The sequence below is a fragment of the Psychroserpens ponticola genome (assembly GCF_023556315.2).
GTDB lineage: Bacteria > Bacteroidota > Bacteroidia > Flavobacteriales > Flavobacteriaceae > Psychroserpens > Psychroserpens ponticola.
This window is the reverse complement of record NZ_CP116221.1, coordinates 1,065,001-1,090,255: the sequence shown is the minus strand read 5'-3', so window position 1 is coordinate 1,090,255 and position 25,255 is coordinate 1,065,001. Positions and strand designations below refer to the sequence as shown.

Below are 25,255 nucleotides of genomic sequence, written 5' to 3'. Positions count from 1 at the left end.
ATTAATTGTTTTTTGAGATTTTGGAGTCGCAGGTGTATGCGTGTTAGCCAAAAAAATCATGAAGCTTTAAAAGGTGTTGAATGTTTAGGCAGTTGACAAAAAGAAAAGTGGAAAGCTTGGAAAAAGTAACAGGAGCGAAAGCAAATGAGAATAGGAAGAGCAATGTCTTAGAAACGTCCAACGTGAAAACGAACAGATAGTGAAAAAGAGATCAAGAAAATCAGTTAAAACCGAAACAAAGTAATAACAGGTCAATACATTTTGAAAGTTATGAAATGTTTCATTGAGATAGTAAAGCTTGAACCGAAATGAAATGTGGGAATGTAAATTCAGCGATTTCAATTTTAGCAGCAATGTTAAATAGGTCATGTTAACACTAGATCAAAAAAGCCATGTCAACGTAGTTTTGCTACAGTGATATGGCTTTTGTTTTTTTTATATACTTCCCTTTTAGTACTTTTAGCAATCTAGTCACATTATATGGATCTCAATTTTATAAACGATAAAACCTTTACTGGTGTCTCCTATACTTCTACGTCTTTACCAAAAGGTGAATATGATAATTGCACGTTTATAAATTGTGATTTTTCAGAATCTTATTTGAGTTCCATTAGTTTTTTAGAATGTGTGTTTATCGATTGCAACTTAAGCATGGTAAAGACTAAAGGCACAACTTTGAATGATGTTGTGTTCAACAACTGCAAATTATTAGGATTTCCTTTTCATGATTGCAATGCTTTTTTATTAACCATCACTTTTAATGATTGTCAGTTAAATCTAGCCTCTTTTTTTAATTTGAAACTTAAAGCAACCATGTTTAACACATGTAAATTGGAACAAACAGATTTCACAAATGCCGATTTGAGTGCATCAAAATTTATAGAATGCAATCTTTATCAAGCCGTTTTTGATAACACTAATTTAGAAAAAGTAGATTTTAAAACATCGTATAATTTGACAATCAATCCCGAAACAAATCGGATTAAAAATGCTAGTTTTTCAAAAGAGAATGCTTTAGGATTATTAAATACATATCAAATTAATATAGAATGATTCTGTATGTGCTTTTCCTCTATGTTCATTATAACATTTCACTTTATTAACTATTAGTTTATTTGTATATTTGCTAGGCTTAAAAATTAGGCAATTCAGATTAAAATAAATTCTAAACTTCTTATGGCAAATACTCCTACAATAATTTACACAAAAACAGACGAAGCACCAGCATTAGCAACACATTCGTTGTTACCAATAATAAAATCATTTACCGCTTCTTCTGAAATAAATATAGAACTTAGAGACATCTCATTAGCCGCAAGGATTTTAGCGACTTTTCCAGAATTTTTAACTGAAAATCAACGTGTTCCTGATGCCTTAAAAGAATTAGGAGATTTGGCTAAATTACCAGAAGCAAACATTATTAAATTACCAAATATTAGTGCTTCGGTTCCTCAATTAAAGGAAGCCATTAAAGAATTACAAGCTCAAGGTTACAAGTTGCCAAATTTTCCAGATGAACCTGAATCAACTGAAGAAAAACAAATTCGTTCTCGCTACGACAAAATAAAAGGAAGCGCAGTAAATCCTGTTCTTCGTGAAGGCAACTCAGACAGACGTGCTCCAAAAGCCGTTAAGAATTTTGCAAAGATGAATCCGCATTCTATGGGAACATGGTCTTCAGATTCTAAAACACATGTTGCAACTATGGCTCATGGTGATTTTTGTCATACTGAAAAGTCTGTAACAGTTTCAAATGCTATAGATGTGAAAATTGTACATACCGATGCTTCTGGAACAACAACCACATTAAAAGAAAGCACGCCTTTACTTGAAGGTGAAATTATTGATGCTTCAGTGATGAGTAAAAAAGCGTTATTAGATTTTCTTAAACGAGAAATTAAAGACGCAAAAAACAACAATGTATTGTTTTCATTACATATGAAAGCAACGATGATGAAAGTTTCAGATCCAATTATTTTTGGTCATGCTGTTCGTGTATTTTTTGAAGATGTATTTAATAAACATAATGCAACTTTCGAAAGTATAAGTGTTGATGTCAATAATGGTTTTGGCAATCTAATCGGAAAATTAAATGAATTACCTGAAGCAAAACGTTTAGAAATTGAAGCAGATATCAAAACTGCTTTTGCTAACGCTCCTGATGTCGCTATGGTAAATTCTGATAAAGGCATTACTAATCTTCATGTTCCTAGTGACGTAATTATTGACGCATCTATGCCAGCCATGATTCGTACTTCAGGACAAATGTGGAATGCTGAAGGCAAACAACAAGATACTAAAGCTGTAATTCCAGATAGTAGTTACGCAGGATTATATGCAGCAACTATTGATTTCTGTAAAAAGCATGGAGCTTTTGATCCAACAACAATGGGAACCGTTCCAAATGTTGGATTGATGGCTCAAAAGGCTGAAGAATATGGATCTCATGACAAAACATTTGAAATTGCTTCAAACGGAACAGTTCAAGTAATTGATGCTTCTGGAAATATTTTAACGTCTCATGAAGTAGAAGCTGGAGATATTTGGAGAATGTGCCAAGTAAAAGATGCACCGATTCAAGATTGGATAAAATTAGCTGTCACTAGAGCTAGAGCTTCACAAACACCTGCTGTTTTCTGGTTAGATTCAGAAAGAGCACACGATGCAGAATTGATTAAAAAAGTAAATCAATATTTACCAAATTATGATACGTCTGGTTTAGACATCAGAATTTTGTCTCCTATTGAAGCTACACATTTTACACTCGCTCGTATTAAGGATGGAAAAGATACAATTTCTGTAACTGGAAATGTTTTACGTGATTATTTAACAGATTTGTTCCCTATTTTAGAATTAGGAACTAGTGCAAAAATGTTATCGGTTGTTCCTTTAATGAATGGTGGAGGTTTATTTGAAACTGGTGCTGGTGGTTCTGCACCAAAACATGTAGATCAATTTACTAAAGAAAATCACTTACGTTGGGATTCTTTAGGAGAATTTTTAGCACTTGCAGTATCTCTAGAACATTTTGGAGACGTAAACAATAATACTAAGGCAAAAGTATTATCTGAAACTTTAGATGATGCCACTGAAAAATTATTAGCCAATGGAAAATCGCCTTCAAGAAAGGTAAATGAGCTAGACAACAGAGGAAGTCATTTCTATTTGGCATTATTCTGGTCTGAAGCTTTAGCAAATCAAACACAAGATTTAGATTTAAAAAATGAATTTGCACCAGTGTTTAAAGACTTACAAACTCATGAAATAAAAATCGTTGACGAATTAAATTCGGTTCAAGGTCAAGCAATGGATATTGGTGGCTACTACTTGCCAAATGAAGTAGCCACATTTACAGCAATGAGACCTAGTGATACATTCAATAACATTTTGAAATAAAAACTGACTTAAAGAGGCCATTAAAGAATGGTCTCTTTTTTTTAATAGCTCTATATGACTAAAGAGGACTTCACTAATTGTTATGAAAGAATTAGGCCTTATATTCATAAAACGCCTATACTCACTTCTAGCCTTTTAAATAAACTAGTAGGTACAGAACTCTATTTTAAATGTGAAAATTTCCAAAGAGCAGGAGCTTATAAAATACGTGGTGCTACTAATGCCATCATGCAACTTTCAAAAGCAGAACAGCAAAATGGAGTCGTCACACATTCGTCTGGAAACTTTGCCCAAGCACTATCACTTGCAGCAAAAAATTTAAATATAAAGGCTTATATCGTTATGCCTTCTAATTCTCCTCAAGTCAAAAAAAATGCAGTTTTAGAATATGGAGGAAAAATTATAGAATGCGAACCAAACATAAAAGCCAGACAAGATCAAGCTGACCAAATAGCGAATGATACTGGAGCAACCTTTATTCATCCTTCAAACAACCTTGATGTTATTATTGGTCAAAGTACTGCTGGATTAGAATTGCTTGTAGAACATTCAAATCTTGATTTTATAATGTGTCCAATTGGTGGTGGAGGATTAATATCAGGAACAGCGTTAGCTGCAACTTATTTTTCTGACCATTGCAAAGTATTCGGAGGAGAACCTATTGAAGCAGATGATGCTTATCGCTCTCTTATCAGTGGGAAAATTGAAACCAATATCACCACAAATACAATTGCTGACGGATTAAGAACTCAGTTAGGATCTCACAATTTTCCTATTATAAAAGAACATGTAAAGCAAATTATAAGAGTAACTGAAACTGAAATAATTGAAGCCATGCAACTCATTTGGGAACGTATGAAAATAATTATTGAACCTTCAAGTGCCGTTGCTTTTGCAGCAGTATTAAAAGAAAAAGAGACATTCAAGAATAAAAAAATTGGCATCATAATTTCTGGAGGAAATGTAGATGTAAATAATTTACCCTTTTAGTGTAACAATAATTAAAGTCATTCGTTTAACCTAAGTATAATTCATCAATCAAATAAATCAATCACAAATCATGAAATTTCCTCTTAGAGTAATTCTACTCTTATTTTTAATAAGCCCATTAGGTCTTTTAGCTCAAGAAAAATACACACTTAGTGGTGTTATTACTGATCAAAGCAGTAATGAAACATTAATTGGCGTTAATATTTTATTTCCCGATCAACAAACAGGAAGTATCACCAATGAGTATGGTTTTTATTCCATAACTCTTCCGTCTGGCACTTACAAATTAGTAATTAGTTATTTAGGGTTTCAGAATATTGTTAAAACAATTGATTTAACTTCGGATACAACTAAAAACTTCAGTTTAATTGAAACGACTGAATCATTAGATGAAGTTATCATAACAGAAGATATTGAAAAACTAAATATTAGAAAACCTCAAATGAGTGTTAACGCGCTCTCAGCAAGTACAATTAAACAAATTCCAGTTGTATTAGGTGAAGCAGATGTTATAAAAGCAATTACAATGTTGCCAGGAGTTACTACTGCAGGTGAAGGCGCTTCTGGATTTAATGTTAGAGGTGGTTCAGCAGATCAAAACTTAATACTTTTAGATGAAGCCATTATATATAACTCTTCGCATTTGTTCGGTTTCTTTTCAGTATTTAATCCAGATGCTATTAAAGATTTGCGGTTATATAAAGGGGGAATTCCTGCGCGATATGGTGGACGTGTCTCTTCTGTTTTAGATATTTATCAAAAGGAAGGAAATAGTAATGAGTTTCATGCTAATGGAGGAATTGGTTTAGTGTCTAGTAGATTGTTAGTTGAAGGTCCTCTAAAAAAACAAAAAGGCTCCTTTTTATTAGGAGGAAGAGCATCTTATGCACATCTATTTCTACCGCTTTTCGATATAGACAACATTGCATATTTTTATGATTTGAATACCAAATTAAGTTATAAACTAAACCAAAATAACAATATTTATTTATCTGGCTATTTTGGGCGTGATGTGTTTAGTCTTAATGATAGTTTTAAAAACACATATGGTAATACCGTTTTAAATTTCAGATGGAATCACCTGTTTTCAGATAAATTATTTTCTAATCTTTCCTTAATTTATTCAGACTATTACTATGGCTTAAACCTAGACCTTATAGGATTTGATTGGAATTCAGGTATAAGAAATTTCAACTTAAAATACGATCTTAAACATTACCTAACCGATAAAGTAAAATTACAATATGGTATAAATAGTATATATCATAAATTTAATCCTGGTGAAATAGAGCCATCCAATAGTGATTCAGGAATAAATAAACAAAAGTTAATTGATAAATATGCTTTAGAAAATGCTTTATATTTTGATATCGAACATAAATTAAGTAACAAATTAACAGCTTCCTACGGATTGAGATACAGCAATTTTCTAAGATTAGGTCAAGATGAATTAAATGTCTATACAAATGACAAAGCCGTAATCTTTAATGACCAACTTCAAATTTACGAAAAAGCCGAACCTATTAGTACCGAAAAATTTGATCGCAGTGATATTATTGAAACATTTAATAATATAGAACCTCGTTTAGCTCTAGCATATCAATTAAATAACAAATCTTCTATTAAAGGAAGTTACAATAGAATGACGCAATATTTACACTTACTGTCTAATTCAAATTCACCTACGCCTTTAGATGTTTGGACACCAAGTGGAAAATATGCAAAACCTCAAATATTAGACCAATACGCAATAGGTTACTTCCGCAATTTTTCAAATAACACATACTCATTAGAATTTGAAACCTTTTATAAAACTGTAAAAAATAGAATCGATTACATCGATGGGGCAGACTTAATTGCAAATGATGCAATTGAACAAGTTATTTTAAATGGAAAAGCTAGAGCTTACGGTTTAGAACTACTTTTAAGAAAAAATGAAGGACGATTTACAGGTTGGTTAGCATATACACTTTCAAAATCTGAACAACAAACAAAAGGAAGAACACCCAATGAAACTGGCATAAATAATGGTGAATGGTACAATACACCTTATGACAAAACTCACGACATCTCATTTACAGGAAGCTATGAATTTAACAAAAAATGGACATTTAATGCAAATTTTTTGTTTCAAACAGGTCAGCCAGTAACCTATCCAAATAGTCAATATGAATATAATGGCATTAGAATACCTAATTATACCAACAGAAATGAATATAGATTACCAACGTATCATCGCCTAGATTTATCTGTTAATTACACACCAAAACCAAATAAAACAACTGGATTTAGAGGTCATTGGGTTTTTGGTGTTTACAATATTTATAATAGAAGAAATGCAGCTTCAATTAGCTTTAGCCAGAACAGAGACACATCTAAAAATGAAGCTCTAAGACTGGCAATATTTGGAATTGTACCATCTATATCTTATAATTTTAAATTTTAAATTTTAGAAATGAAAAAACTCATATACATAACGCTCCTATTTTTCGCATATTCTTGCGAAGATGTAATTGATTTAGAATTACCTACTTCAGAACCAAAATTAGTTATTGATGCATCTATAGATTGGATTAAAAACACTAGCGGAAATGAACAAAGTATTAGATTGAGCTTAACAGCTCCATATTTTGATCTTGAAGTTCCTCCTGCAAATGGTGCTATTGTAAATATTACCGATAGTAACAATAATGTTTTTGAATTCATAGAAAATGAGAATACAGGAATCTATGAAAATAATGCATTTATACCAGAAATTAACGGAGTATATAATCTAACGGTAATTTATAATGGTGAAACATATTTTGCTACAGAAACACTTAAACCCGTTAATGAAATAACTCGTGTTGAGCAAAATTTAGAAGGTGGATTTTCTGGTAATGAAACAGAGATAAAAGCTTTTTTTAATGATCCAGGAGAAGAGGAAAACTATTACTTTTTTGAATACACTCCTAGCTTACCAGTGACTCCTACCTTAGACACTTTTAAAGATGAATTTGTAAATGGTAATGAAATTTTCGGATTATATATTGAAGAAGATTTAGATTCAGGGCAATCAGTGATTATTAGAAACCATGGTGTTTCAGAACGTTTTTATGAATTCATGTTTATTTTACTCCAACAAATAGAAAGTGGTGGAGGCGGATTTGAAACTCAACCTTCTACAGTTAGAGGCAACTGTATTAATCAAACCAATCCTGATAATTTCCCTCTTGGCTATTTTAGACTGTCAGAAGTTGTAGAATTGGTTTATACAGTCGAGTAGAGTAAATAAAAAAAGTATTATATCTATAATATTTTGGGCGTTACGCTTTGATAAAACAAATCAAAGCGTCGTGCTATTCGTTGTATCTTTTTGAGAAAAAACTCAAAAAGGATGTCACTTCTATCACTAACGCAGTAGAAAAATTTAGTTATTTTTACACTATGACATTCACAAAAACCACTGAGCAAGATTCAAATTATAATCATTTAGAAAAAATGACTATAAATGAATTATTGACCAACATGAACAACGAGGATAAATCCGTTCCTTTAGCTGTAGAAAAAGCAATTCCACAAATTGAAATACTAGTAGAACACATAGTAACTAAACTAAAAAAAGGTGGACGCTTATTCTATATTGGAGCTGGCACAAGTGGACGACTTGGTATTTTAGACGCTTCAGAATGTCCTCCAACTTTTGGAGTATCTCACGATTTAGTTATTGGTCTAATCGCTGGAGGTGATACAGCAATTAGAAAAGCTGTTGAATTTGCTGAAGACTCAACTTCTCAAGGTTGGAAAGACTTAGAAAGTTATGATATAAATTCAAATGATGTTGTAATTGGTATTGCAGCTTCTGGCACAACACCTTATGTGATTTCAGCATTAGAGAAATGCAATTCAAATAATATAATTACAGGCTGCATAACTTGTAATCAAAATAGCCCATTATCTAATGTTTCACAATATCCAATAGAAGTTATTGTCGGACCAGAATTTGTCACTGGAAGTTCTCGAATGAAAGCAGGAACTGCTCAAAAACTGGTCTTGAATATGATTTCAACATCCACTATGATTAAACTTAATAAAGTAAAAGGTAATAAAATGGTTGATATGCAACTTAGTAATAATAAACTTGTAGATCGTGGAATTAAAATGCTAATAAAAGAGCTTAACATTGATAAAACTGAGGCAGAATTATTATTAGAACAACATAAAAATGTACGTTCTGCAATTCAAAGCTTCAAAAATGGAAACTAAAAGAACAGATAAAGACATACTATATAAGGGGATTAAAACAATGGGACTTACATTAGTATTAATGTTTCTAGGTCCTACTCTACTTTATGTTGCTTTTTCTAATGAAGAAAAACCGCTTTATATTCCTTTATTAATTATCGGTATTTTCATTTGCGGATTAGCAATTTACTTCGCCTTTAAGGGGTTAAAGACAATTATGGATAGTATGTTTAATAAAAAATAGCTTCCGTTAATTTCATATACAAAGAAGTTCTTAAATTGTTTAGGATTAAACGTTTACAACTATAAATTATTAGAAATAAATAAAATTGTCTACTTTAAAGGTTCTAATATGCTTTAATGTCCATTTTAAAAAAATCAAGTAGTCTCTTAATATGCTGTATTTTATGCATCACCTCTTTTGCTCAACAAAAAATTAGCAACACCAAAATTGCAGATTCACTCGAAGAAAACAGTGGTCAATATTTAAAATCTCTTCCATATAGAACACTTGCACTAGAAGAAACAAACCATTCTGAAAATTATAAAAAACATATTGAAGCCAAATGGAATTTCACAAAATCATGTATTCATGAAGGTTATGGTGGTTTAGAAAATCACACAAAAGCATTAGAATATTCTATAAAAGCTAGAGAAATTCTCAACACGTCTTCAAATCCAAGTATTTGGTTTAAATATCAAATTGCTAATCGTATTTATCATCAATATGGTTATACTCAAAATTGGAAAATGACTTTGGTCGAGGCTAAAGAAAATTTAATAATATTACAAGATACATTACCAGAAGAACACATTAAAATATTGCGTATAATAGACGATTTAGGCTATATAAACACGAAACTAAATGACTATCAAACATCCTTAACATACTATAATAAATCTATTGCCTTATACAAAACACATCATAAAGAAAACAAGATAGATTTAGCCATGAACTATAATGTTTTGGCTAATAATTATAAAGCATTAGGACTTAAAAACAGAGAACTAAATTCTTTATTATTATCTGCCAAATATTGGGAAGAACTTGATAAAAGATATAATAATTCAATTTATAATACCTATAAAAAACTAGCATCATGGTATTTGTATTATGGTGATTATAATTTAGCCGAAACCTATTTAAATAAACAATACATTATTATTGATTCGGTAAAACATAAAAAAGCGGAATATAAATTTCAAAGAAGGCATAAATATTTAGATTTATATTCAAATTATATTGACCTAAACTTAAAAAAGAAAGCTTATGTAAAAGCAAAAAAGTATATTGATCTCGCCCAAAATGAGCTAAAATCGTCAACAAGAGAATTTATTGAAGATGTAAAGTTTGAAGCATTGATATATTCATATAATTCGCAATTACCAAATATCTCTGAGAAAGAATCTATTAGGTTTCTTAATGAAGCCATTGATTTAACTACAACATACAAAGCACAATTTTTTTTAGACCCAATACCTTATCAAATTGCTCTTTTTGAAAAATATAAGGACTTAAAATATGACCTTAAATCCGAAGAACTTTTAAAAAGCATTTTAATCAATTCCAATCATGATAATGCACATGAACAATTCTATTTAACAAGTAATTACGGCAATATTTTTTCTAGAAAAGGAGATTATAATACTGCTGATCAATATTTTATAAATGCATTTAAACTATTATTAAAGGAAGGTTCTAATAGTATTGATTTAAGGACATTAAAAAGTAATCAACTAAAGGATTTTGATTCATTTGAAGCCATAAATAGCATATTATTAATAGCTGAAACTTATTTTAATTGGTATCAAATTTCTAAAAACATATCGCATTTAGATACATCACACAATATATATCTTTTAGCTTCTGATGTTTTAAATAGCCTCTATTTGGGGAAAAGATATAATGAAAACTTATATAACACCTATAAAAGCATAGAAAACGGACTTATTAAAACTTTAATTCCTGCATATTCCGAAGAAAAAATAGTGTCCTCAATTGAAGCTTTAGAACATTCAAACTCAAAATTAACTTGGTCAAAATTTTTATTTAATAAACAAAAACATAAACTTAATATTCCAGACAGTATTTTAAATACAGAAAGCGATTTAAAAAATCTAGTCAATTACTATCAAAATAAATTATTTTCTAAAGATGAAAATAGTCAATTTCAATCTGATGCTTTAAATACACGACTTAAAGATTTAAAACTTGAGCTATCTAATTTACAAGATGTTATAAAAAATAATTACACTAATTATTATTATAGAAATTATAATACGTTTAAGCTTTCCACATTTAGAAAAACTTTAAATAAACATCAACTAGTTATAAAATACATATTAAATGACAATCATTTATACTGCTTTACAATTTCAAAATCTAACATTGATTTTAAAACATTAAACGTTTCAAATTCAATACAAAAAGACGTCTCTAATTATGTAAAATCATTATCCACTTTTAATTCTGAAAGCACAAAGTATTTAGAAAAATTAAAACCTATTATTCAACCATTATTAGAGAATAACACACATAAAAATATTACTATTATTCCTGATGAAATTTTAAACTACCTGCCTTTTGAAACTCTGTTTTCTAAAGGCGATTTCTCAACTTATAATACAAGTTACGCATCGTCTTTAACGTTATTAAACGAACAAAATAATCTAACCACAACTGACGAATTACAAATTGGAATTTTCTCAACAAATAATTCATCATCAGAACTACCGAGTATTTTAAAGGAAACCAATTCAATATTAAATTATTTTTCTGGAAAGCAATACAAAAACACAACAAAAGAAGCCTTTTTAAAGGCTGCTAACCATTATGACATTTTGCATTTGGCTATGCACTCTAATATTAACAATGTAAATCCAGATTTTTCAAATTTAGAATTTACTGATGGTAATTTATTGGTAAGTGAATTGTATAATGAAACCATAAATTCAAAATTAGCGGTTTTAAGTGCCTGTGAATCTGGAAGTGGAAACTTTGAAAAAGGTGAAGGCATTCAAAGCATTTCTAGAGCCTTTACATATACAGGAATTCCAAGTACTGTTATAAGTTTATGGAAGGTTGACGATTTAGCAACGTCGAAAATTATGAGTGCATTTTACAAACATTTAAAACAAGGGAACACTAAAGATGAAGCACTTAAAAACGCAAAATTAGACTATATAAAAAACACACCTGAAACAGCATTACAGCATCCATATTATTGGGCAGGTTTTATTATTTCTGGTAATACAGATGCTTTAGTTGTAAGTCATTCTAATTATTTATATTTTGGAATTGCTATTCTTTTTGTTGTTGTACTTTTCTTTTTCTTCAGAAAGAAATCATAACTTTTTAAGCAATGTTTTAGCGTCTTCTTTTTTGAAAGTTACAGATGTATCTTCAACGAATTTAGTTAATATCATTTTCGCATTCTTAATATCATCATTCTTTAAATAAGCCAATGCTAAATACCATGGTGTCATTTCTGAAACAGCGTCTTTATACTTTAAATGTGCCTTAAACTTTGAAATAGCTACATCAGTTTCATTTAATTCTAAAAGCGAAATACCTTCGTAAAATAATAGTTCAGAATCTTCTGTAGAAGTATATAATTTATTAAATAATTTTTCTGCCTCTACATAATCTTCTTTTTGATACGCAATAAAAGCTTCTACTTTTTCTGTTTTAGAATTTTCATTTCTAACAATAGGCTGTACAATATTTTTTGCTGGCTCATAATAACTTGCATAAAGGGCTTCACTCGAATACTCTTTGTTGAAATAAGTATATGTAAACGTCAATACTACTATTAGACCAATGCTCGCTGCAACTAACCAGATTCTTTTTTTTGGTGTTTTGCTCTCTTTTTTAATAGAATGATCTAAATTTTTAAAATGTTGTTTTAGTTTTTGGTGTTCTTTTTTATGAATCGCATTATTAACACGCACTTCAAAATCGACTTTATTTTTAAAATCAGAATCTGTTTTTATTAAATTATCAAATAGCTTCTGCTCTTCTTCAGAAAGGCAATTGGAAAAATAATTTGCTATTAATTGTTCTTTATCCATTTTGTTCTTGTTTGTAAACCAAATTCTTTAAAGACCTTAAACATCTTGATTTCTGACTTTTTACCACATTATAATTATCATAATTAAAATAAGCTTGAATCTCTTTTAATGTTAATCCATCATAGTAAAACAATTTTAATAGTTCTTTGCACTTTTCACCTAAATCTTCAAAAGAATTATTTACGTGTTGCTGTAAAACATCTATATCTTCATTATAATTTAAAGGCAAGCAAAAATCAACTTCTGAAATATATTCTTGTTCAAAAGCTTCACTTTTTTTTATGGCTTTAAACTTCTTATAAATCATAAACTTGCCAATCGAAAATAGATAGGTTTTAATACTACTATTTAATGTCTGTACTTTTCCATTTACAATATTATCACGTAGTGCTATTATTGCATCTTGATAAATGTCTGTAATATCTTCTTCAGGTAGGTCAAAATGATTGGTAAACTTAAAAAATGGTAACCTGTAGTTTCTGTATATAGTATCCAACAACCTTAGATCCCCTTTTTTAAGAGCCATTTTTAATTGTTCAAAATTGGGTTCAATCATTTGTTATAGAAACACTAGAAAGGTTAACATGTTTTTCTAAAAATACTAAAATAGAAGAACGCATAAAAACTCATGTTAACCTTTTTTAATTTAATGTACTAATAGGTATAAATAGCTAAGCTAGCGTAAATAAGTGATTATCTATAACATCAAACATATCTTAATAAAAACTTGGTATGTCGCTTTCTATGTATTAAGTACTTCAATAACTTTTTCTCAAACTCAAAAAACATTTCAACAACTATCTATTAAGGATGGCCTTTCACAAAGCTCTGCCATTTCAATAGCTCAAGACAGTACTGGTTATTTATGGATTGCAACACAAGAAGGCTTAAATAAATACGACGGAAAAACATTTATGCACTACAAAAAACAATTTGAAGACATTACAAAGGCTAATTACAGTAAGTTAGGAAAGGTATATGTTGATAGAGAAAACGTAATTTGGATAATAACAAATTCAGGAAATCTAGAAAAATTCAATAGAAAAAACGAAACTTTTAAAAAAATAGAATCTATTAAAGATGTTAGTGCCATATTTCAAGACACGAAGCTAAACACCTACATTGGCACCTATAATAATGGCTTATATAAGATTGATAAAACCACTAAAGATACGCTTCAAGTATTTAAAAAAGAAGACTTTCAGAAATCTATATCTAGCATTATTCAACAAAAAGACGCAGTAATAATAACTGCATTAAATGGTGTTATAAATTTAGATATAAACACAAATTCTTATTCAAATAACTCACAAACTAAAGCTTATTATAGCTGTATTGATATATTAAAAGATGGCTCTCAAGTAATTGGAACTTATGGTAATGGATTGTTCATTCAAAGCAATGGTGAATATATTCCATTTAATACTTTAGGCAAATCTTCGCTACCAAATAACTTAAATATTCAATCGGTTTTAGTCGATAAAAACAACAAACTATGGATTGCAACTTATGGACAAGGTGTTTATGTATTAGATTTTGAACAAAAAACGATTAATCATATAAAAGTTAATAAAAATGATGTGTATGCCATTCACTATGATTATGTTTTAAGCTTATTTGAAGATTATTCTGGTATCGTTTGGATAGGTACAGATGGCGCAGGTTTAAGTTATTATGATGAACACCTTTCCAAATTCAACATACTAACAAACAACCAATTACCTATTGATGTAAGTGTAAATCAAATTAGATCTATTACAAAAAACAACAAATCAGATGATTTGTGGTTAGGGACTTTTGGAGAGGGCTTAACCAAAATAAATTTCATTACTAATCAACATAAAACATATACAACACAAAATTCTAAAATAAGGTCAAATAGAGTTGTTAGTTTAGCAATAATCGATGATGAGTTATGGATTGGTCATCAGGATTTCGGTTTAGAACTATTTAACAAAAATGGGGAATTCAGAGCATTGAATAACAAATCTAAAATAAAATTTGATGCACAAACAGTTTGGAATATTTTTAGAGATTCGAAAAATAGAATTTGGCTTTGCACCAGAGAACATGGATTATTTTTATATGATAAAAACAAAGGTGTAATAGATAATTATAGATTTGAAAAAGGAAATCTCAATTCTATACCAAGTAACAACATTAGAACGATTACTGAAGCTAAAAATGGTTTATTATGGATTGGAACAGACGATAATGGCATTTGTTCTTTAAACCCTGAAACAAAAAAAATTACACCACACAAAAAAATAAATGATAAAATAAAATCATTGTTAGTAGACAACAAAAGATCTATTTTATGGATAGGTACTTTTGGAAATGGACTAAAATCATATAATACTAAAACAAGAGAAATTAAAACATATAATACCGAAAACGGAATTTCAAATAATGTCATTTATGGCATATTACCAGATAACAATAATAATTTATGGTTGAGTTCAAATAAAGGGATTTGTAAATTTAATTCTGAAAATTTAGACTTCCCAAACATTATAAACTACAATATTCATGATGGTTTACAATCGCTAGAATTTAATACTGGAGCATATTTTAAAGATAAAAATGGACTCTTATTTTTTGGCGGATTAGAAGGTTTAAATTGGTTTAACCCAAATTTATTAACTACAAACCCAGTAAAACCAAAAACGGTTATTACAAAACTAGAATTATTTAATAAAAAACATAAAATCCTAGAAAACGAAAAATTTAAGCATAATCTAAATACATTCACTTTTAATTTTGCTGGACTACATTATTCCTTACCAAACAGAAATAGCTATCAATATCAATTAGTAAATTACGATGAAAATTGGATACAATCAGGAAATAACACTATAGCACATTATTCAAAACTTAATCCAGGTGACTATACTTTTAAAGTTAAGTCTAGTAATTATGATGCTGTATGGAATGATATTCCTGCTACTTACAGTTTCACCATTTTACAACCTTGGTATTTAAGTTACATAGCTCTTGTTTTTTACTTCTCAGGCTTTTTCCTCACCATTTATGGTGTATATAAATACTTGAAATGGAAATGGCATATGAATATACAATTACAATTAGAACAAGAAGAAACAGAACGATTAAAACAATTAGACGAATTTAAAACCAAACTTTACACTAATATTTCACATGAATTTAGAACGCCATTAACCTTAATCTCTGGCCCTATTGATAAACAACTTGAAAACCCTAAGCTCTCTAAAAATGATAAAAAAGAACTGTCGTTAGTTCAACGAAATTCAAAACGCTTATTAAACTTAGTAAATCAACTTCTAGATTTATCTAAGTTAGAAACTGGCAATCTTAATTTAACTGTTTCAAATGGAAATTTAGCCGTTTTATTAAAACAACTTGTTGCGGCTTTTGAGTTTAAAGCAAAAGAAAAAAATATTGAATTTAACTATAATATTCGACCTATAGATAAAGCATGGTTTGATAAAGATGTCATTGAAAAAATAGTGATTAATCTACTTTCTAACGCTATAAAATACACTAAAAAAAATGGAAGAATTCATTTTAACTCAACAATAAAAAATGGCCAAATTATAATTTCAATTATCAATAACGGAAATATACTTACACAGGAAGAGCTTAGTAAATTATTTCAGCGTTACTACCAAAACAATAAAAGCGCAGATGGCGTTGGTATTGGCCTGTCTTTAGTAAAAGAGTTAGTTATTTTATCACATGGAAATATATTAGCGAATACTATAAATGATGATGAAATTCAATTCACTGTTACGCTTCCTATTGAACGTTCATTTTTTAATTCTTCAGAAATAAATGAAGATCAATTATTTGAAACTAAAGAAATAACAAATCAAGAAAAAGATTATTCAACAACTAATAAAACTACATTTAACAATAACAAACCATTACTTCATATTGTTGAAGACGATGATGATATTAGACAATATATAGCTTCAATTTTTGAAGAAGACTATACTATTAAAGATTCTATAAATGGTGAACAAGGCATTGCTAATGCAATAAAAGAAATTCCAGATATTATTATTAGCGATATTATGATGCCCAAAGTAGATGGCATTGAACTCTGCAATACATTAAAATTAGATGAACGAACAAGTCATATTCCAATTATTTTGCTTACCGCAAAAAGTGGCGACCAAAACGAGATTATTGGTTTAAAAACAGGTGCAGACGATTATTTCGTAAAACCCTTTAATAGTAATAAACTTAAAATTAAAGTTGAAAAATTAATCGAATTACGTAAACAACTACAGCAACGCTATAGCAATTCACTAGAGTTAAAAGACATTACAACAACTTCAGTAGACCAACAATTTTTAAGTAGGCTAAAAAGCGTTTTAAATGAAAACATGACTAATACAGATTTTTCTTCAGAAGTATTAAGCAAAAAAATGTTAATGAGTAGAATGCAACTACATAGAAAATTAAACGCATTAACAGGATTGACTACAACACAATTAATTCGCAACGAACGATTAAAAATTGCTATAACACTATTAAAGCAATCTGAACTTACCATTTCTGAGATTGCCTATCAAATAGGCTTTAACACACCTTCCTATTTTATTAAAAATTTTAAAGATGTTTACAAATGCACACCTTTAGAATACGCATTAAAATACACTTAGTCAGCCACTTATACTAAATGTTACATAAGTGTAACGCAATGTTACATAAATGACATGCTCTTTTATGCATTAAAAATAGTTTTACAAAAGCTACCCTTAATACTATAATTAATGACACTAAACAATGAAATACAAGAAAAATCAAACCAGAAACAGCATATCTTTTTAAGTATAGACCACTTAAATGATGGTCGTTATGTTTTAAATATTATGATAAAAAATAAAATTATAAAATCTATAAAACTGAAGAAATAGTAAGCTGCTATTCGTCATTTTTAAAAAATATTAAAGAAGCTATTAATCAGTTGAGTAAAGGGAGTAACAAATAAAATGTGGAGTTAGCGTTGCTTCCTTTTCTTTTCAAACTTTAAAAACATAAAAAAACAAATAATAACGATATAAAACTTAATACTTATGAATACTAAATTAATACTCATACTAGCAGCCGTTTTTACACTCTCAATTAGTTGCACTGAAGAAGATGCAAATGAAATAGTTGAACAATTAGAAGGATTAGATGATTGTCATCAGAATGTATTAACAGAAATGCTTGCTATATATGAAGAATATGAAACACAAATAGCAGCAGTTTCTGATTCGGATCCTAATTTGGCTTGCCTGGAACGAGAACGAATTGCAAGAGATTTTCTAATGGAATTTTTAATTCTTGAATCCGGTATTAATAATACCAACACCCTAGAAAATGCAGGATGTCTTCCCTATCAAATAGATTCACTTCTTAACGAAGTAGGTAATTATATATCGCTTTTTGATGAAGAGATTTTACGATATGAGGAGTGTGAGTGGTAAAATCTAATTAAATACTATTTAAAAAGCAATTAATAAGAATTGATTGGTGATCAACTATTTAAAATAAAAAACACAATGAAAACCACATTAAAATTAATACCGTTTTTGATTATTATCACTGTTACCATTTTGTCTTGTAGTAAAGATGATGACAATCCTAATGATACAGCACAGCAACAAGACACATATACTAATTACAGTGTTGCAGGAAACCAAGTAAATGGCACCTATAACATCGTTGTTGAAGACCTTAACAATCCCAGCATATTAGCCTTCGCTAATGTATATCCCGAAAGCAATTCGCAGACCTTAAAAATAGCAGGAATGGGATTTGTAGATACTACACACATGCTAAATGTAGGCATGAGTATTCCTGCAAGAACTGGATTGGTTGAAATTTTAGATGACCATCCAGATTTTGATTTGGGTTTTGGTTTTGAGGATGTTGGGCTTGAAGCAAAATCTATATCAGTCAATGTCCTAGAAATTGAACGCAATGATAATTATGTTATTCATATAAAAGGCACATTTAATGGGATTGCGGTTTACAAGCATACAGTAAATGGTGATGAAATTGAAGAAACACATATTATAGATGGTGAGTTTGAGTATAATATAGCGCAATAACACATTAGTTAACAAGCTGTAACTTTCAATAAATAAAAATGACAACCATCAATTAATTTTTGCAAACAACTATTAATCAAATAAATATATCATGAAAAACATTTTAAAACTTAGAAACTTTTTTGCATTAATCATAGTTATAACCCTACTTTCTTGTAGTGATGATGATAGTACTACAGATGACCGAAATAATGATTTCGAAATTTCTTATGTAGGATTCACTATAGCAGGACCTATTACCAATGGAGATTATGAGTATAGAGATGTAAGTAGTAACGATGAATTTAGTACCCTTGGTTACTTCTATAATGCAGATGAAGACCCAGATTTATCTGAAGATGAAATTCAATTATACATTGGTAAATCGTTTACAGAATCTAACTTTTTATTGGTATCTCCGCCTGAAATTGGTATACACAATATAGGGAATCAAAATGGTGATGATTCTGAAATTAACATCGTATTAGAATCTATTGGAGAAAATTACAATGCTAAAGAGGTGAGCGTAACTATTACAGAATTAGAAATAAATGGTGATTTTGTAACCCATTGCAAAGGCACATTTACAGGAGAATTCTATAGAAATAATTCAGATATCACTGATGTACATGAAATCAATGGCGATTTTGAAATTAACAATTAATAATTATAGCTTTCAATATAGTACATCTCTAAAAGAAAAAACTTAACCTAATAATCTAATAGTAATATCGAGGTCACCAATTAGGGTTTCTAAGGGTATCCCTCAAGAAATACATACAAACCTTTAACCGTAATTTTATTAGAAATAATAAACATAATTAATAATTCACAAAAATCATGAAAAACATACAATTCAAAAAAACCGTTTGCATTATTATATTTTGTCTAATACCTATTATAGGTTTTGTGCAAACAAACGAAATTTGGGGAGTTACTAAAAACGGAGGTGCAAGTAATAATGGTACTGTTTTTAAAACAGATACTAACGGTAATAATCATACTGTAGTACATGAGTTTTTTAGCTATGAAGGTAACGATCCAAATTTTAATTTCCCAATGGAAGCTAGTAATGGAAACATTTATGCAACAACTAGTTTTGGAGGAGTTTACAACCAAGGTGTTCTTTTTGAATATAACCCAACAACAGATACGTATTTAAAAAAATATGACTTTCATTATTCTTCAAATATTCAACCAATACCCTCAGGTGTTCAACCAATAGGAAGATTAATTGAAATTAATAACAAGCTTTACGGAATAACAGGAAGAGGTGGCCAAAATGGTAGTGGAGTAATTTATGAATTTGCTTATAACACGAATACATACACGGTTCTTCATAGTTTTAATAATACTGATGGTCGCAATCCATCAGGAACATTGTTACATGCTACAAATGGTAAACTCTATGGAATGACAAGTAGAGGTGGCACAACAGATGATGGCGTTATCTATGAATATGATTTAAGCACTAATATTTATACAAAAAAATTAGATTTTGATGACAATATAAATATTCATGGTAGTGCGCCTCTAGGGCATCTCACAGAAGCATCAAATGGTTTAATATATGGAATGACAAAAGATGGAGGAGAAAATAATGTAGGTGTTCTTTTTCAATTCAACATTTCAACAAATGAATACGAAAAAAAGCTTGATTTTAATACATCTGGAAATAATGGTCATAGTCCATGGGGTGGTTTAATTGAAGGTCCCAATAATTCATTAGAATTATATGGTATGAATTCTGAAGGATCAATAGGTGATGGTGGTGTTTTATTTAAGTATAATATTACAACAAATGAATTGTCAGTTTTGAGAAACTTAAATCCTAATTCTGAAACATCTTTAGGGTCTTGGGCTAAAGGCAGTTTGTTTTTAGCACAAAACAACAAATTTTATGGTACAACACCAACTGGTTACACAGAATACGGAACTATTTTTGAGTTTGACCCCGTAACACTGCAATCTTCTGTTCTACATACATTTAATAATTTTAATGGGAAATATCCTGATGGAGATATCATACTAACTAATAGTGGTGACATTTATGGATTAACAACCCAATTTGGTTATGAAACATACACCAAACCCAGTGGTGCATTTTATAAGTTAAATATTAATAATAATGAATACACCGAATTATTCAAGTTGAATTATATGCCAGCAGGAGCTTTACCCGAAGGTGGTCTTACATTTTTACCATCAAATGGTAAGCTTTATGGTATGTCTAAGCATGGTGGCTTATATCATACAGGAGTGATATTTGAAATCAATCCAACAACTAATACACATACAAAGTTAGTGGAATTTGGAATACTAAACCTTGGAAATAATACTGGAGCTATTCCAAGTGGAAACCTCACACTTGCATCGAATGGATTATTTTACGGATTAACAGAGCAAGGAGGACTAAATAATATAGGAGCAATAATTGAATTTAATCCAATTACAAATTCATTAACAGTAAAGCACCACTTTAATAATATTGGTTCATTTCCAATGGGCAGCTTATTATTAGCAACTAATAATAAATTCTATGGTTTAACATCGGCTGGAGGTGATGGAGGAGTTTTTATGGGTACCCCAATACAAGGAGGCATAATTTTTGAATACGACCCACTCAACAACACTTTTAATAAACTTCATGATTTTAAAGTTGTAGATGAAGATGGAGGTAGTAACCCCTACGGAAGTTTAATTGAAGGTTTAGATGGGTCTTTATACGGGCTGACATCAATGGAAGGCATTACCAATGAAGGAGGTTTATACATTGAAGAGGCAATTTTTAAATATAACTTAACTACAGGTTATGAAGTATTACATAGTTTTAATAACGATGATAATTTTGATGGAGACAAACCTCTGGGGGATTTAATTCAAATTAATAATGGTAAACTTTATGGGTTAACTAATAAGGGAGGTACAAATAATAATGGTGTTATTTTTGAATATGATTTAGTATTGAATCAATTTACAAAAAGACATGATTTCTCAATAAACGATGGGATAAATCCTGAAGGAACATTAATTGAATCGTCAGTTGATGGAAAACTTTATGGTGTTACTACATCTGGAGGTATTAACAATCATGGAACTATGTTTAATTTCGATCCAAATACATTTGTTTTCACTAAAATTTTTGATTTTAATGGCATTAACGATGGCAGTTACCCTGTATCTATAAACATATTCAATACTGAAACTTTATCAACTAATAATCTGTCTTCAAATAATGAAATATTAGTTTATCCAAACCCAGTAAAAAACTTTATTTATTTAAAAAGCACAGGGAATATAATAACTTCCAAAATATATAATAATATAGGCCAATTCATTTTTGAAACTAAAGAAGACAAAATTGATTTACGCAATTTTATTGATGGTGTTTATTTTGTACATATAATAACAAATCAAGGTGTTGAAATAAAAAAAATAATTAAAAACTAGAAACTATAAAAGTAAAAAAACTATGCTTGTCGATTTGTTATCTATACTATTTTAGTATTAAGGTTTAAGAAAATCAAAAAACATATAATTAAAACTGTAATACTTTGAATTAAAAAGAACTTAGATCTTTTTATTCTATATTCATTCTGTTTAAGTGTAAATTTTATATCATTAACATCTTTCTTCATAAATAAAAAATTATTTAAAAAAAACAAATAAACGAATATCCGATAGACATTAATAAAAATGCTAAACTAATTATTGCAATTAAGAACACAAAAAATCTAATCTCTATAAAAAAACTATCGAATCTATATTTAACCTTAATAAAACTCAAATAAGAATTAATATAAACATATTCAAAAGCAACTTGAATACTTAATATCATTAATATACTCTCATCTAATTTATTTTGTCTCAAAATAAACTTTTTCTTTTTTGACTTTCTCATTGCTTAGATATTTAATTATTAAAAAAACTTAAACTATATAAATATCAAGAGATTACAAAAAATTATTGTAAGTATGTTTAAATAGTTAAAAAAGGGATAGAATAAAGATCTAAAATATATGGTATATAAAAAAAGCCCTTCATATTACTATGAAGGGCTTAAAAAAGGCGACGACCTACTCTCCCACAAATGCAGTACCATCGGCGCAAATGGGCTTAACTTCTCTGTTCGGAATGGTAAGAGGTGAGCCCCATCGCTATAACCACCTTAAATCTTTGGTTGTTATAAATAATCAACACTAATATCTTAACATATTGAAAAAAAATATCATAAAAATAATATTGCAACTCTAAAAAAACAGGTGTACAATAAGCCTATGGGTTATTAGTACTACTCGGCTATGACATTACTGCCTTTACACCTATAGCCTATCAACGTGGTCATCTTCCACGACCCTTTAAAGAAATCTCATCTTGTGGTAGGTTTCGCGCTTATATGCTTTCAGCGCTTATCCTTTCCCAACGTAGCTACCCAGCAATGCTCCTGGCGGAACAACTGGTACACCAGAGGTTAGTCCAACTCGGTCCTCTCGTACTAGAGTCAGATCCACTCAAATTTCTAACGCCCACAGTAGATAGAGACCGAACTGTCTCACGACGTTCTGAACCCAGCTCGCGTGCCACTTTAATGGGCGAACAGCCCAACCCTTGGGACCTTCTCCAGCCCCAGGATGTGACGAGCCGACATCGAGGTGCCAAACCCCCCCGTCGATATGAGCTCTTGGGGGAGATCAGCCTGTTATCCCCGGCGTACCTTTTATCCTTTGAGCGATGGCCCTTCCATGCGGAACCACCGGATCACTATGCTCTACTTTCGTACCTGATCGACCTGTATGTCTCTCAGTCAAGCTCCCTTATGCCATTGCACTCTACGCACGGTTACCAAGCGTGCTGAGGGAACCTTTAGAAGCCTCCGTTACTCTTTTGGAGGCGACCACCCCAGTCAAACTACCCACCAAGCACTGTCCTTCTCTCGAAGTTAGACTCTAGATAAGCAAAGGGTGGTATTTCAACAATGACTCCACAACGCCTAGCGACGTCACTTCAAAGTCTCCCACCTATCCTACACATTACTTATCCAAAACCAATACTAAGCTATAGTAAAGGTGCACGGGGTCTTTTCGTCCCACTGCGGGTAATCGGCATCTTCACCGATACTACAATTTCACCGAGCTCATGGCTGAGACAGTGTCCAGATCGTTACACCATTCGTGCAGGTCGGAACTTACCCGACAAGGAATTTCGCTACCTTAGGACCGTTATAGTTACGGCCGCCGTTTACTGGGGCTTCATTTCAGATCTTCGCCGAAGCTAAACCCTCCACTTAACCTTCCAGCACCGGGCAGGTGTCAGGCCCTATACATCATCTTTCGATTTAGCAGAGCCCTGTGTTTTTGATAAACAGTCGCCTGGACCTTTTCACTGCGGCCCACATTTCTGTGGGCGACCCTTCTCCCGAAGTTACGGGCCGATTTTGCCTAGTTCCTTAGCCATGAATCTCTCGAGCACCTTAGAATTCTCATCCCAACTACCTGTGTCGGTTTAGGGTACGGGCTGCTTCACTCGCTTTTCTTGGAAGTCGCTTCTCTGGATTATCACCTTGACCGTAGTCTCAGTGTACTATCGCGGTATTACTACTCGCTTCAACGTACTATTCCGTCAGTACGCACCAAATACACGCCTCCGTCACTTTTAGTGTGAGCAGGTACAGGAATATTAACCTGTTGTCCATCCACTTCCCCTTTCGGGTTCGCGTTAGGTCCCGACTAACCCTCAGCTGATTAGCATAGCTGAGGAAACCTTAGTCTTTCGGTGTGCGGGTTTCTCGCCCGCATTATCGTTACTTATGCCTACATTTTCTTTTGTAGCTTCTCCAGAATGCCTCACAGCAAACCTTCGGCGACACTACAATGCTCCCCTACCACTTTTACAAGTCCATAGCTTCGGTAATATGTTTATGCCCGATTATTATCCATGCCGAACCGCTCGACTAGTGAGCTGTTACGCACTCTTTAAATGAATGGCTGCTTCCAAGCCAACATCCTAGCTGTCTAAGCAGTTCAACCTCGTTTATTCAACTTAACATATATTTGGGGACCTTAGCTGATGGTCTGGGTTCTTTCCCTCTCGGACATGGACCTTAGCACCCATGCCCTCACTGCTGATTAACATTTTATAGCATTCGGAGTTTGTCAGGAATTGGTAGGCGGTGAAGCCCCCGCATCCAATCAGTAGCTCTACCTCTATAAAACTATAAATCAACGCTGCACCTAAATGCATTTCGGGGAGTACGAGCTATTTCCGAGTTTGATTGGCCTTTCACCCCTACCCACAGGTCATCCGAACACTTTTCAACGTATATCGGTTCGGGCCTCCACTGTGTGTTACCACAGCTTCACCCTGCCCATGGGTAGATCACACGGTTTCGCGTCTACCACTACTAACTAAAGCGCCCTATTCAGACTCGCTTTCGCTACGGCTGCGGACCTGAAGTCCTTAACCTTGCTAGCAACGGTAACTCGTAGGCTCATTATGCAAAAGGCACGCCGTCA

At 31.1% G+C, this 25,255-nt stretch carries 15 protein-coding genes and 2 rRNA genes (1 of these 17 cut by a window edge); 13 read left to right on the top strand and 4 right to left on the bottom strand.

The window, feature by feature from the left end; translation table 11 throughout:
* Positions 1–480: 480 nt before the first annotated feature.
* The 8 genes from MUN68_RS04830 (at position 481) to MUN68_RS04795 (ending at position 11,961) form a co-directional block, all read left to right on the top strand.
* Positions 481–1,053 (top strand): pentapeptide repeat-containing protein, encoded by a 573-nt coding sequence (locus MUN68_RS04830; protein WP_249995530.1) that lies wholly within the window; start codon positions 481–483, stop codon positions 1,051–1,053.
* Between the two features lie 123 nt (positions 1,054–1,176).
* On the top strand, positions 1,177–3,396 hold the full coding sequence (locus MUN68_RS04825; RefSeq protein ID WP_249995528.1) for an NADP-dependent isocitrate dehydrogenase: 2,220 nt from the start codon (positions 1,177–1,179) through the stop codon (positions 3,394–3,396).
* Between the two features lie 54 nt (positions 3,397–3,450).
* Positions 3,451–4,386, top strand: a complete 936-nt coding sequence (locus tag MUN68_RS04820; protein ID WP_249995527.1) for a pyridoxal-phosphate dependent enzyme — start codon at positions 3,451–3,453, stop codon at positions 4,384–4,386.
* Between the two features lie 70 nt (positions 4,387–4,456).
* Positions 4,457–6,832: a TonB-dependent receptor gene (locus MUN68_RS04815; protein WP_249995526.1), complete on the top strand. Its 2,376-nt coding sequence runs from the start codon at positions 4,457–4,459 to the stop codon at positions 6,830–6,832.
* A 9-nt stretch (positions 6,833–6,841) separates the two neighbouring features.
* The gene (locus MUN68_RS04810) at positions 6,842–7,651 is read left to right on the top strand and encodes a DUF4249 domain-containing protein (protein WP_249995525.1); all 810 of its coding nucleotides are present in this window, start codon (positions 6,842–6,844) and stop codon (positions 7,649–7,651) included.
* Positions 7,652–7,812: 161 nt separating this feature from the next.
* Positions 7,813–8,631: an N-acetylmuramic acid 6-phosphate etherase gene (gene murQ / locus MUN68_RS04805; RefSeq protein ID WP_249995524.1), complete on the top strand. Its 819-nt coding sequence runs from the start codon at positions 7,813–7,815 to the stop codon at positions 8,629–8,631.
* Complete coding sequence (locus tag MUN68_RS04800; protein ID WP_249995523.1) at positions 8,621–8,854, top strand: DUF6095 family protein; 234 nt, start codon at positions 8,621–8,623, stop codon at positions 8,852–8,854. Before murQ ends, MUN68_RS04800 begins: the two co-directional genes overlap by 11 nt.
* Positions 8,855–8,970: 116 nt before the next feature.
* Positions 8,971–11,961, top strand: coding sequence for a CHAT domain-containing protein (locus MUN68_RS04795; RefSeq protein WP_249995522.1), 2,991 nt, complete (start codon positions 8,971–8,973; stop codon positions 11,959–11,961).
* On the opposite strand, the gene MUN68_RS04790 is transcribed toward MUN68_RS04795, so the two are convergent.
* Together MUN68_RS04790 and MUN68_RS04785 are read right to left on the bottom strand one after the other, a co-directional pair.
* On the bottom strand, positions 11,956–12,681 hold the full coding sequence (locus MUN68_RS04790) for a tetratricopeptide repeat protein (protein ID WP_249995521.1): 726 nt from the start codon (positions 12,679–12,681) through the stop codon (positions 11,956–11,958). The two genes, MUN68_RS04795 and MUN68_RS04790, sit on opposite strands and share 6 nt — an antisense overlap.
* A complete protein-coding gene (locus MUN68_RS04785; RefSeq protein ID WP_249995520.1) occupies positions 12,674–13,237 on the bottom strand; it encodes an RNA polymerase sigma factor in 564 nt (187 codons plus the stop codon). The genes MUN68_RS04790 and MUN68_RS04785 overlap by 8 nt, the downstream gene beginning before the upstream one ends.
* A gap of 133 nt (positions 13,238–13,370) precedes the next feature.
* Between MUN68_RS04785 and MUN68_RS04780 the strand changes: the two genes are divergently transcribed.
* From MUN68_RS04780 to MUN68_RS04760, 5 genes are all read left to right on the top strand, one after another.
* Positions 13,371–17,327, top strand: coding sequence for a hybrid sensor histidine kinase/response regulator transcription factor (locus tag MUN68_RS04780; protein WP_249995519.1), 3,957 nt, complete (start codon positions 13,371–13,373; stop codon positions 17,325–17,327).
* A gap of 414 nt (positions 17,328–17,741) precedes the next feature.
* Positions 17,742–18,137 (top strand): hypothetical protein, encoded by a 396-nt coding sequence (locus MUN68_RS04775; protein WP_249995518.1) that lies wholly within the window; start codon positions 17,742–17,744, stop codon positions 18,135–18,137.
* Between the two features lie 75 nt (positions 18,138–18,212).
* Complete coding sequence (locus MUN68_RS04770; protein WP_249995517.1) at positions 18,213–18,764, top strand: hypothetical protein; 552 nt, start codon at positions 18,213–18,215, stop codon at positions 18,762–18,764.
* 91 nt (positions 18,765–18,855) lie between these two features.
* On the top strand, positions 18,856–19,407 hold the full coding sequence (locus MUN68_RS04765; protein ID WP_249995516.1) for a hypothetical protein: 552 nt from the start codon (positions 18,856–18,858) through the stop codon (positions 19,405–19,407).
* A gap of 176 nt (positions 19,408–19,583) precedes the next feature.
* Positions 19,584–22,193: a choice-of-anchor tandem repeat GloVer-containing protein gene (locus MUN68_RS04760; RefSeq protein ID WP_249995515.1), complete on the top strand. Its 2,610-nt coding sequence runs from the start codon at positions 19,584–19,586 to the stop codon at positions 22,191–22,193.
* Between the two features lie 613 nt (positions 22,194–22,806).
* On the opposite strand, the gene rrf is transcribed toward MUN68_RS04760, so the two are convergent.
* Together rrf and MUN68_RS04750 are read right to left on the bottom strand one after the other, a co-directional pair.
* Positions 22,807–22,914 (bottom strand): 5S ribosomal RNA (gene rrf, locus MUN68_RS04755).
* Positions 22,915–23,008: 94 nt separating this feature from the next.
* Positions 23,009–25,255, bottom strand: a 23S ribosomal RNA gene (locus MUN68_RS04750) (it continues 572 nt past the right edge of the window).

Bases quoted from the DNA above. Each gene is read 5' to 3' on its own strand.
- MUN68_RS04825 (WP_249995528.1), top strand. From the start codon at position 1,177: ATGGCAAATACTCCTACAATAATTTACACAAAAACAGACGAAGCACCA.
- murQ (WP_249995524.1), top strand. From the start codon at position 7,813: ATGACATTCACAAAAACCACTGAGCAAGATTCAAATTATAATCATTTA.
- MUN68_RS04810 (WP_249995525.1), top strand. From the start codon at position 6,842: ATGAAAAAACTCATATACATAACGCTCCTATTTTTCGCATATTCTTGC.
- MUN68_RS04795 (WP_249995522.1), top strand. From the start codon at position 8,971: ATGTCCATTTTAAAAAAATCAAGTAGTCTCTTAATATGCTGTATTTTA.
- MUN68_RS04815 (WP_249995526.1), top strand. From the start codon at position 4,457: ATGAAATTTCCTCTTAGAGTAATTCTACTCTTATTTTTAATAAGCCCA.
- MUN68_RS04790 (WP_249995521.1), bottom strand. From the start codon at position 12,681: ATGGATAAAGAACAATTAATAGCAAATTATTTTTCCAATTGCCTTTCT.
- MUN68_RS04830 (WP_249995530.1), top strand. From the start codon at position 481: ATGGATCTCAATTTTATAAACGATAAAACCTTTACTGGTGTCTCCTAT.
- MUN68_RS04760 (WP_249995515.1), top strand. From the start codon at position 19,584: ATGAAAAACATACAATTCAAAAAAACCGTTTGCATTATTATATTTTGT.
- MUN68_RS04820 (WP_249995527.1), top strand. From the start codon at position 3,451: ATGACTAAAGAGGACTTCACTAATTGTTATGAAAGAATTAGGCCTTAT.
- MUN68_RS04800 (WP_249995523.1), top strand. From the start codon at position 8,621: ATGGAAACTAAAAGAACAGATAAAGACATACTATATAAGGGGATTAAA.
- MUN68_RS04785 (WP_249995520.1), bottom strand. From the start codon at position 13,237: ATGATTGAACCCAATTTTGAACAATTAAAAATGGCTCTTAAAAAAGGG.
- MUN68_RS04765 (WP_249995516.1), top strand. From the start codon at position 18,856: ATGAAAAACATTTTAAAACTTAGAAACTTTTTTGCATTAATCATAGTT.
- MUN68_RS04770 (WP_249995517.1), top strand. From the start codon at position 18,213: ATGAAAACCACATTAAAATTAATACCGTTTTTGATTATTATCACTGTT.
- MUN68_RS04775 (WP_249995518.1), top strand. From the start codon at position 17,742: ATGAATACTAAATTAATACTCATACTAGCAGCCGTTTTTACACTCTCA.